Origin of the sequence: Thiorhodococcus drewsii AZ1 (genome assembly GCF_000224065.1) — a bacterium.
Lineage (GTDB): Bacteria > Pseudomonadota > Gammaproteobacteria > Chromatiales > Chromatiaceae > Imhoffiella > Imhoffiella drewsii.
Genome location: NZ_AFWT01000010.1, coordinates 152,950 through 163,035 on the forward strand (window position 1 = coordinate 152,950; position 10,086 = coordinate 163,035).

At 65.4% G+C, this 10,086-nt stretch carries 5 protein-coding genes; 2 read left to right on the top strand and 3 right to left on the bottom strand.

From position 1 onward, the window contains the following. Positions 1 to 22: 22 nt before the first annotated feature. A complete protein-coding gene (locus tag THIDRDRAFT_RS09010) occupies positions 23 to 2,347 on the top strand; it encodes a FecR domain-containing protein (protein WP_007040523.1) in 2,325 nt (774 codons plus the stop codon). Further along, entirely contained in the window at positions 2,340 to 7,196 is a 4,857-nt protein-coding gene (locus tag THIDRDRAFT_RS09015; RefSeq protein ID WP_007040524.1) for a PKD domain-containing protein, read from the top strand. The genes THIDRDRAFT_RS09010 and THIDRDRAFT_RS09015 overlap by 8 nt, the downstream gene beginning before the upstream one ends. A 322-nt stretch (positions 7,197 to 7,518) precedes the next feature. On the opposite strand, the gene THIDRDRAFT_RS09020 is transcribed toward THIDRDRAFT_RS09015, so the two are convergent. The 3 genes from THIDRDRAFT_RS09020 to THIDRDRAFT_RS09030 form a co-directional block, all read right to left on the bottom strand. After that, complete coding sequence (locus tag THIDRDRAFT_RS09020) at positions 7,519 to 8,673, bottom strand: GGDEF domain-containing protein (protein WP_007040525.1); 1,155 nt, start codon at positions 8,671 to 8,673, stop codon at positions 7,519 to 7,521. Positions 8,674 to 8,922: 249 nt separating this feature from the next. After that, the gene (locus THIDRDRAFT_RS09025; protein ID WP_040844408.1) at positions 8,923 to 9,120 is read right to left on the bottom strand and encodes a Trm112 family protein; all 198 of its coding nucleotides are present in this window, start codon (positions 9,118 to 9,120) and stop codon (positions 8,923 to 8,925) included. A 159-nt stretch (positions 9,121 to 9,279) separates the two neighbouring features. Beyond that, positions 9,280 to 10,014, bottom strand: a complete 735-nt coding sequence (locus THIDRDRAFT_RS09030; protein WP_007040527.1) for an ISAs1 family transposase — start codon at positions 10,012 to 10,014, stop codon at positions 9,280 to 9,282. Between the last annotated feature and the right edge of the window lie 72 nt (positions 10,015 to 10,086).

The following is a 10,086-nucleotide window of genomic DNA, read 5'->3' on the forward strand; positions in this document are numbered from 1 at the left end:
TGGACGCCCGGAGATATTCAGGATGACATCTCGCGTCTCGTTTCTTCGCTACCTTTTGCTCCTGGGCGTGCTCTGGGGACCGAGCGTTCTGGCTGAGGAAACCTTCGCTGTGATTCTGGGGCCGGATCAGAGTCTGCGCGATCTGGCAGCCGACTATCTGGGCGATCCGAACGCCTGGCCCGAGATTCTGCGTGCCAATCGGCTCGACTCGCCTCATCAGGTCCAGCCCGGCATGTCGCTGAGCCTGCCGGTGGCGGCGATGCGCGATCTGGGCCTGGTGTTGAGCCATCTGCGGGGTCTCATCTATCGCGCCACCGCCGCTGGAGCTGAGGTGTTCGCAACCCAGTCCATCGCCAGCGCCCTTTCGGATCAGGCCTCCGCAACGGAGGCCCGGCGTCGGGGTGATCTGAACGCGGCGCTCCGCTTGGCGCGCTCAGGGATCGCCGAGGCCAGTCGCGCGCTCGATCGGAGTCTGAGCCGGCGCGACGTTGCCGCCGAGGCGGTTCTGGATGCGGCGGGCGGCGTGGTGCAGCGGCGTTTGCCGAGCGAGTACGATTGGACCCCTATCCCGATCCGCACGCTCCTGGTCGAGCACACGCGTCTGCGCACGCTCGAGCGGTCCTTCGCCCTGGTGCGTTTCCGCGATGCCAGCTCGCTACGCATGAGCGAGAACGCCCAGCTGGCGATTCGTCGTCTGCGCCGCGATCGGCTGACCCGCTCCGAGACCCTGGACGTGGTGCTCTATGGCGGCGATCTGCGGGCGCTCATCGCTCCTGGAGGTCGCCAGACGCTCCGGGTCGAGGTGCCTGGCATCGAGACCTCTGGGGACTCGACCCACTATTGGTTGCGGAAGAGCCCGGAGGATACGCGTCTGGCGAACTACGCGGGCGAGTTCCGGGTGTCCGCCGGAGGTGGGAGTGTGGTGGTCGGGCTGAATCAGGGCACCCTGGTCGAGGCCGGTCGGCCGCCGGTGCCGCCGATCGATCTGCTTCCGCCCCCAGGACCGATCTCGCCCGAGCAGGGCGCGGTTCGCTATGGCAAGGGCGTCGAGCTGATCTGGAACCCCGTGCCGGATGCCCGTGCCTATTGGATCGAGGTTGCCCGCGATCCGCTGTTCAGCCGTCTGGTTTTCACCGACACGGATGTCCGTGGGACCGAAACAGACGTGCCGATCGAGGGTGAGGGCATCTATTACTGGCGGCTGTCCTCCGTCGACGCTGCCGGGTTGCCCGGACCCGCGAGCCTGGGGCGGGTCTTTCAGATCGCGTGGGACAACACGCCGCCTTATCTGGTGGTCGAGAATCCCGTTCCCGGTCAACGGGTGGCGGATGCGTCGATCACGGTGCGGGGTCGAACCGAGCCGGATGCGCGTCTCTGGCTCGATGGCGAGTCGATCGCGCTGGATGTTGATGGACGCTTCAGTCTGGATCGTCCGTTGAGCGAGGGATCCAACCACCTGGTGTTCGAGGCGCGGGACCCGGCGGACAACCTCAGTCGTCTCGAACGGACCCTCTATCGCACGCCCGGATCGCCGATGCCGCTACGAATGGCGGAAGGCGTGCCGCGTGACGCGCAGGGTCGGTTGCTGGTGGCGAGTCGGCGGTTCGCCCTGTCCGGCGTGACGCTTCCCGGTGCCAGCGTTCGGGTCGACTCCGAGGATGATCCGGGTGTCTCGGTCACGACCCTGGCCGATGCCGATGGGCATTTCGATCTGATCCTGCCGGCGCGCACCGAGGGGACGCGCTTTCATGCAATCGCGAGCGGTCCGCTCGGCGAGTGCGTCGAGTCGGGTCTGGAGGTCGTGCTGGATCGCACCCCGCCTCGGATTCGGCTCGACCAGGACCCGCCTCTGCGTACCTCCGATCCGCATCTGTCGCTGAGCGGTCGGGTCGAGGCGGGTGAATCGCTCGAACTCGACGGACAATCGGTTGCACTGTCCGAGGAGGGCACGTTCGCGTTCGGTGTCCCGCTTCGCCCCGGCGAGAACCGGATTCGGCTGGTCGCACGCGATCGGGCGGGCAATCGAGCGATTCTGGAGCGGTCCCTTCTGCTCGATCGCGAACCCCCTCGGCTGACCGCGTATCGGTTGCGCGAGGAGGGTGACGGGCCGCCGCGTCGACTGCGGGTCGAGATTGAGGCCGAGGACGCGAGCGGTCTGACGGCGGGCATTCCCTACAGCCTTCAGATTGGAGAGACCCTGCATCAGGGGATCGCTCGGCGCGGATCCGATCGGGATGGCTATGAGGATTGGGTGGCGCTCCCGCCCGATCTCAAGGCCAAACCGCGTCTGCGCTCGGTCCAGTTGCAGGACTATCTCGGGAACCGACGGGAGGTGGTCATTGAATAACCCGCTCATGCGTGGCCTGCTGTTCTGCGTCGTCCTGTTGGGAGTCGGTGTCGTGGTGGCGGAGGATCGGGTCAGGCTCGTCACCTTCGGGCCCGAGGCCCATCCTGGAAAGGGCGACGACGATTTCACCGAGGTGGTCTATATCCAGGTGCCCGACACGGCACCCGCGCCGCTCTTCCTGCGGGTCTGGGACCCGGATCTGGGCGGCGCCGAGGACGAGCCCAACGGTCTCTGGAACGGCCGTACCCGCTTCAGTCTGTTCGGCGGCGAGGGGGCCTTCGGGCAGGCTGGACCCACGGCCGATCCCGCTGTCTGGCGGTCGGCCGGTCATCTGCTGGGCCAGGCCGAATTCGGCGAGGATGCGTCGACCGACGGACGCTGGGAGACCCTGGTCCGGTTCTCTCCCGATCAGGGCGAGCGGGTCGGCGAGCTTCGTGTCTTCCGGCTCGTGGTCGAGGGTGTCGCCGGCGATGACGGCAATCTCTACGACCTGGCCGTCAGCTCGGATGCCGACTCCAATCGTTCGGTCGAGGGGCCGCGTCTGCTCGACTATCGTCCGACCTTTTCGGTTCCGCCCGGTCCCGATCGGCTGGCCGAGGCGGTTTTCGCGCTTCCCTCCGAGACCAGCGCGCTACGGATCCGTCAGTTCGACCTGGATCGCGTCCGGATCCAGCTGGAACTGCCCTTCATGGCGCCCGTCCCGCTACGGGCCTCGGGCGAGGCGCGGTGGGAAGAGGCGCGGATCGCGCTCGATCCCGGCCTGGGTGCCGAGCGCGCCGCCATCCAGATACGCGGCGGGCGCACCCTGTTGAACGATCTGGTGCTCGAAGCGGCCGATCAGTCCGGCGCTCCGCTGGCGTTTGAGTTGCCGATTCGTCTGCGTCCGCCGAGCATCCCACCCGAGCCGCAGGCGGACATCGCCATTCTGGACGACTGTCTGGGCGTCTCCTTCGATGCCGGGCGTTCGGATGGTCGTGACGATGCGTTGACCGCTTTCATCTGGGATTTCGGCGATGGCCGGCAGGGTCGGGGCGAGCGTCTGGAGCACCGATATGCCGAGCCCGGTCTCTATCAGGTGACTCTTACTGTCATCGACGATTCGGGCCGAGTCATGGACCGGGCGCGTCTCACCACTCAACTGAAGGTGAATCGGCCGCCGCTCGCGGTGCCCGGTCCCAAGCGCACGGTGGCGCCTGGCGACGCGGTCTCTTTCGATGCCGCCGCATCCAGCGATACCGACGGCCGTATCATCGACTATCGCTGGGATTTCGGGGATGGAGCTCAGGTTAGTGGCGTTCGCGTCTCGCACACCTATGATCAGCCCGGACGCTATCCGGTGCGGCTCCTCGTCCAGGACGATGGTCCGGGACCCTGCACCGACACCCGTGCCGAGACCCTGGTCTGGGTCAATGCCCAACCCATTGCGCGTGCGGGTGACGATCGCCGTGCCACGGTCGGCGAGGTCCTGGTCCTGGATGCCGGAGCCAGTGGGGATCCAGACGGCGCGCTACGCGCGTTCAACTGGGACCTGGGTGACGGCCAGACGGCGGATGGGGTGCGGGTCGAGCATGCCTATGCCGCGCCCGGACGCTATCGGGTCCTGCTCTCGGTCGAGGACGATGCCGGGGTCGGCAACAGCCGGGCCGAGGACGATCTGCTGGTCTGGATCAACGATCCACCGCTTGCCGCCGCATCGGGACCCGATCGCGGTGCGGTGGGCCAGACCCTGGTCTTCGACGCCTCCGCGTCCAGCGATCCCGACGGCGCGCTGGTCGAGTATCGCTGGGATTTCGGCGACGGCGGGACGGCGAGCGGCGTGAATGTCGAGCATGCCTATGCCGCGCCGGGTCGCTATTCGGTGAGGCTCGACATTCGCGATGACTCGGGTACCGGGTCGGCGACGGCCAGCACCGCGTTCGAGGTCGTCGTCAATGCTCCGCCGCTTGCGGATGCCGGCGAGGATGTCTGGGTGACGGCCAGCGAGGTCCGCTTCGATGCGAGCGGATCCAGCGATGCTGACGGCCATATCATCGCGTATGACTGGGACTTCGGCGATGGCACCCAGGGCGTCGGGCCGACCCCAGTCCATGTCTATGCGGTTGCGGGGACCTACGCGGTGCGGTTGACCGTGACCGACGATTCGGGGACGCCCTCGGCCAGCAGCCAGGACAGCATGCAGGTGCGGATCAACGCCGGTCCGGTCGCCGATGCCGGTCCAAACCATTTGGTGGCTCCGGGAGAGACCCTGAATTTCGATGGGGCTGGGTCGTTTGATCCGGACGGGCGTATCCAGGACTATGCCTGGGATTTCGGTGATGGGACCTCGGCGACCGGTGTCGCCCCCAGTCATGCCTATGCCGAGCCCGGTCTCTATCAGGTGCGGTTGCGGGTCGCGGATGATTCGGGACATGCGGAGGCGATTGCCTTCGCCGAGGCGTCGGTTCGGGTGAATGCCGCTCCGGTGGCCTTGGCTGGGGCAGATCTGCTGGTGGCGCCCGGCCAGGAGATTCTCCTGGATGGCTCCGGCTCCTATGATCCGGACGGACGCATCGTCTCCTATCGCTGGACCTTCGACGATGGCCGGGCGGCGGTCGAGACGGACAAGACCGCACTGAGCTTCGCCGAGCCAGGAAGCTACTCGGCGAGGCTCGCGGTCACGGACGACAGCGGTGCGTCCAACGGCCATGCCGAGGATCGGCGCTCCATTCGGGTCAACCATCGCCCGGTCGCCTCCGCAGGCGAGCCGGTCCAGACCTGCGAGACCCTGGTCGCCTTCGACGGCAGCGGCTCAAGCGATGCCGACGGCGATTCACTGAACTATCGCTGGTCCTTCGGCGATGATGGAGCGGATGCGCAGGGGCCTCGGGTCGCGCATCGGTTCGCCGAGGGCGGGCGCTATCCGGTCGTTCTGACGGTGGACGACGGTACCGGGCTCGACAACGCGATCCATGCCGCATCGACCCAGGTCTGGATCCATCGCCGTCCGCTCGCCGTCATTGAGGCGCCGGCGCTGGTGTGCGCGGGCGATCTGGTCCTGTTCAACGGGCTTCAATCCAGGGACCCGGACGAGGGGCGCCTGCTCTATGCGTGGGACTTCGGCGACGGTAGCGACTCGCATTCGGCGACTCCGGCCAAGTCGTTCGCGCGTGGTGGACTCTATCCGGTCACCTTGCGGGTCGAGGACGGTTCGGGGCTTGAGTGCGATAGCTCCACCGATCGCCGCATGGTGCGTGTCGTCGATGCGCCGGTGGCCGAGGCCGGTGAGGATCTTCAGGTCTGCGCCAATACGCCTGTGACCTTCGATGGGACGGCCTCGCGCGATTTCGATGGGGTCGTCAACAGCTATCACTGGGACTTCGGCGATGGCACCGAGGGTGGGGGATCCAACCCGACCCATCTCTTCAGCCAGGCCGGCGATTATTCCGTGACCCTGACCATCACCGGCGACCAGGTCGGCAGCTGCGACAACAGCAACAGCGACCGGTTGAGCGTCGTCGTGCTCGACACCCCGCAGGTGGAACTGACTGCCCCCGCGCAGGTTGCGCTCGGCGAGTCGGTGGTCCTGAGCGCACATCCGCTTGACGATACCCTTGATGCATCGCGGTCGGATCTGGTCTACAGCTGGGATCTGGGCGATGGAACCCAGGCCGAGGGGGCCAGCGTCGAGCATGCGTATCGCGAGCCGGGGCGCTATCTGTTAAGCATGACCGCCGACGACGGAAGCGGCGGCGACTGTAGCCGTCTGACGCTCGAGCATGCGATTCAGGTCAATGCACCGCCCGTTGCGCAGGCCGGCGATGACCGGGTGGCCGCTCCAGGCGAAATCCTGCTCTTCGACGCCTCGGCGAGCCGCGATCCGGACGGAGCCATCCGTCGCTATGTGTGGGATTTCGGCGACGGGGCGGGCGCCGAGGGCATCCAGACGACGCATGTCTATCGCCAGCCGGGCGACTATGCGGTGAGGCTGACCGTCACCGACGATACGGATCTGCCGAACGCGACTCGTAGCGATACCCTTGCCGTGCGCTGCAACGCGGCGCCGTTGCCGGCATTCGAGGTCCGTCCCGAGATCGCCTGTCCGACCCGCGAACTGGTTCTGGATGCCAGCGGTTCGAGCGATCCAGATGGTGCGCTGACAGCGTGGCGGTGGGACCTGGGCGACGGGGCAGGCGCCGAGGGTGCCGAGATCCATCATGCCTATGCCGAGCCAGGGCGTTATTGGGTCGTCTTGCAGGTGAGCGACGATTCCGGCGCCGGCAATGCGCTCGCGACGCTCGGTCGTGAGGTGCGGGTGAACCAGGCCCCGGTCGCGCGTCTGGATCGACCGCTTCGGGGCTGTCCCGGCGAGTCGATTCGCTTTTCCGGCTTGGGCTCGTCCGATGCCGACGGCCGGATTGCCGCCTATCGCTGGTCGTTCGGCGATGGCGCCGAGGCCGAGGGTGCCGAGGTCGAGCACGTCTACTCGGACCCCGGCCGTTATGCATTGGTACTGCGTGTCGAGGACGACTCGGGCAGCGACTGCGCGAGCGCCGAGGAGCGGGCCGAGGTGCGGGTGAATGCCGCGCCTCGGGTCGACATGCGAGCCGACTCCAGGGTCGCCTATCTGGGCGGGGCACACGATGATGTGCTGTTCGATGCCTCCGGGTCCAGCGATGCGGATGGCGATCCGCTCCGTTTCCGCTGGGACTTCGGCGACGGTCACCAAGGGCGTGGAAGCAAGGTTCGGCATGCCTTCGGCGCGCCGGGACTCTATCGGGTCCGGGTCGAGGTCGCGGACGATTCCGCAAGCGAGTGCGCCACTGCCAGCGCGGAGATTGAGATTGAGGTGAAGTCGCGGTCCACGAACTAGACGCTGCTTCTTGCCTTACGCGGTCGTGGACTGGTTGTGATCCCGCGTAGGGCGCAATAGCGAACGCGTATTGCGCCGCATGGCATGCAACGACAAGGCTTCGGTCGCACCCCGGTGCTCGCATACGGCGCAATACGGCCGCTCCAAGGTCGAACGCTGGCGGTTCATGGACTGTATCTCCAGCGACATGGGGAGCAGCCACTCGTTGAAGGCGGCTTATTACGCCCTACCTGAGTCGGGGCTTCTTCCTTCGGGCGGTTTGGCTTGGAATGACCTTCGTGGGAATTGGGGAACGGTGGGTTCGTTGCGTTTTCCGTCTGGCTCAGAGCGCCCGGACTACGCAGTTGCGTCCCTGGCGCTTCGCCGCGTAGAGGGCTGTGTCGGCGGCCTCGATCAGGTCGGAGGGAACACGTCCCGGGTTCGGGATCAGATCGGCCGCACCGAGGCTGATGGTCACATGATCGGCAATGGGTGAGTTTGGATGCTTGATCCGCAACGCCTCGATCCTCTGGCGTACCTGCTCGGCGATTCCCAGGGCGTCCTCTGAGGGGGTATTCGGTAGTAGGAAGGCGAATTCCTCGTCGCCGATGCGGGCGACTTTGTCTCCGGGACGTTTCGCGACCGCGGCCATTGCCTTTGCGACACGGGTCAGGCAGGCGTCCCCCGCCAGATGCCCTAGGCAGTCGTTGTAGCGTTTGAAATAGTCGATGTCGGCCATGATCAGCGAAAACCTGTTTCCGGTGCGCAGGGCGCGTTTCCACTCGTCATTCAGGGTTTCGTCGAAGAGCCGGCGGTTTCCGAGTCCGGTCAGCGGATCGAGGCGGGCCATGCTATTGAGCGTGAGCTGATCTTCGATCGCTTGCGAGAGCTTGAGACGCAGCTCGGCCGTTTCCCGGGAGAGTCGATAGACGCGTGCGGACGATGCGGTCATGGCGAGCGCGAAGATGATGAGCATCACCCCCATGGTCGTGTGGATGCTATCGCCCTGTATCAGCATCTGCAGCGTGATCGGCGAGAGGGTCGGAATGAGGAATGCGTGAAAGCTTGGGGGCAAGGAGGATAGCACGGGCACGGCTCCAGCGATCATGCCGCCGAGCGTGAAGGCGAGAAAGACCTGGTGCGGGAAGGAATTTGGGGAAAATAGGATGATGCCCGCGAAGCCCCAAGTCAGTCCCGAGGCCAGTGAGCCGAGTATGAAATAGCGCTCCCAGCTCTGGGTGTGATGCGTCTGTCGCTGGCGCCGGTTGTGGTAGGCCAGAACGAGGGCGAAACGACCGAGGGTGACCGCGAGAAGTGCCGTCAGCCAGATCGCCAGGCGCATGCCGTCGATGGCGTTCCAGAGCACCGTGGTCAGGATGAGTCCGTTGGCAACTGTAACGAGAAGACCGATCGGCAGTTGGCGGTAGGATTGCGCGATCTGCAGGGCGGCGACCTGCTCGTCATAACGATGAGATTCGGCTGATGACGTGATGTCCATTGAGCGTCGCCTACCGTGAGGCATCCGTGCGAGTCCTGTCTCGGCCCTGTCGTCGATCGTTCGGTGGAACGAGGACGTTTATCCCTGGATATGGCTGTATCGGCAGCGGTCCATGCCTATTGAGCCATCGCCGAGCATGTCTCCTATTCTAGAGCGCTCCGCTCGGTCTTGGCGACGCCTGTCGAGTGGGTTGCGCATTCCCGTCCTCTGCTTGGTGCGGTGTGACGGGAAGCGTCGGCGATCGTGGGTTCAGCGGGCGTCGCGGTAGGCGTCCATCTCCTCCAGGGAGAGATGCCGGGCCTCGTCCTCGAGCATCACCGGGATATCGTCGCGGATCGGGTAGGCGAGTTGTGCCGAGAGCGAGATGAGTTCGCTGCGGTTCTTGTCGAGGATGAGCGGTCCCTTGGTGACGGGACAGACCAGGATGTCGAGGAGTTTTTTGTCCAACATGGTTTGCGTGCTCCGATGAGAGTCGGTAAATGGGGCGCGTGGCATGGTCGAGGCAAGCGTCGGCGCCTCGCGGATTTTAGCTCCGCAGTTTAACCGCCTGCGTCGCTTGGTGGCGAGCAGGGCGAGCGTTCGTGCAGGGCGAGCGCGTATTAATCATCAAGCAGCCAGGACCTTAGCGCGATAGTCGTCGTCCCAGGCGGCCTTGCGACGTTTGTGCGCCATGCTGAGCGAGGAGTCCTCCTTCTCGAGCAGGTTGACGCAGCAATGACGAATCGCGGTCATGATGGCCGGAGCCTGGGCTTTGCGAATCCGGCTAGCATCCTCGTTGAAGATCACATCCAAGCGCCAATGGAGACGATTTTCTACGCCCCAGTGCCCCCGCACGGCTGTAGCGAAGCGCTGGGCATCGGCGCCAATGGAGGCGATGAAGTCGCGTTGCTCGACGCTCTGAACACCGTCCTGCCAGCAGGTGCGTTCGACCATTCCAATGCTGCGCAAGCCCGCCCAGCGCGCAGCATTGGGCAAGGTCCTCAGATCCTCCGTGATCCAGTAACGGCGGATCTCCAGGCGTCCGTGATCTTTGTCGGTTTTCTCGGTATAGGCATGGGCGACACCGGAGAATTGGCCCGCAACGGCGGTGGTGAAGACATCCTCGACAGGCTCTTGCAGCGTGCTCTGGTTGCCTTTGAGCCCAAGCACATAATCCCCGCCCTGGGAACGGATCTGCTCGGCGATGGCGCGCTGACAGCCCATTGCATCGATCGTAACGATACAGCCCTTGAGCACCAAGAGTTCAAGCAACTCGGGAATTGCCGTGATCTCATTGGATTTCTCCGCCGTAGCTTCTTGCCCCAGCACCAAACGGTTCGATACGGCCCAAGCACTGACCATGTGCAGCGCCGCACGTTCCCGGCGTCGGTCGCGCGAGCCTCGGCCGTCTTGCCGTCCACCGCAATCACCTCA

Coding starts and splice junctions, on each gene's coding strand:
- THIDRDRAFT_RS09010 (WP_007040523.1), top strand. CDS start 23: ATGACATCTCGCGTCTCGTTTCTTCGCTACCTTTTGCTCCTGGGCGTG.
- THIDRDRAFT_RS09020 (WP_007040525.1), bottom strand. CDS start 8,673: ATGGACATCACGTCATCAGCCGAATCTCATCGTTATGACGAGCAGGTC.
- THIDRDRAFT_RS09030 (WP_007040527.1), bottom strand. CDS start 10,014: ATGGTCAGTGCTTGGGCCGTATCGAACCGTTTGGTGCTGGGGCAAGAA.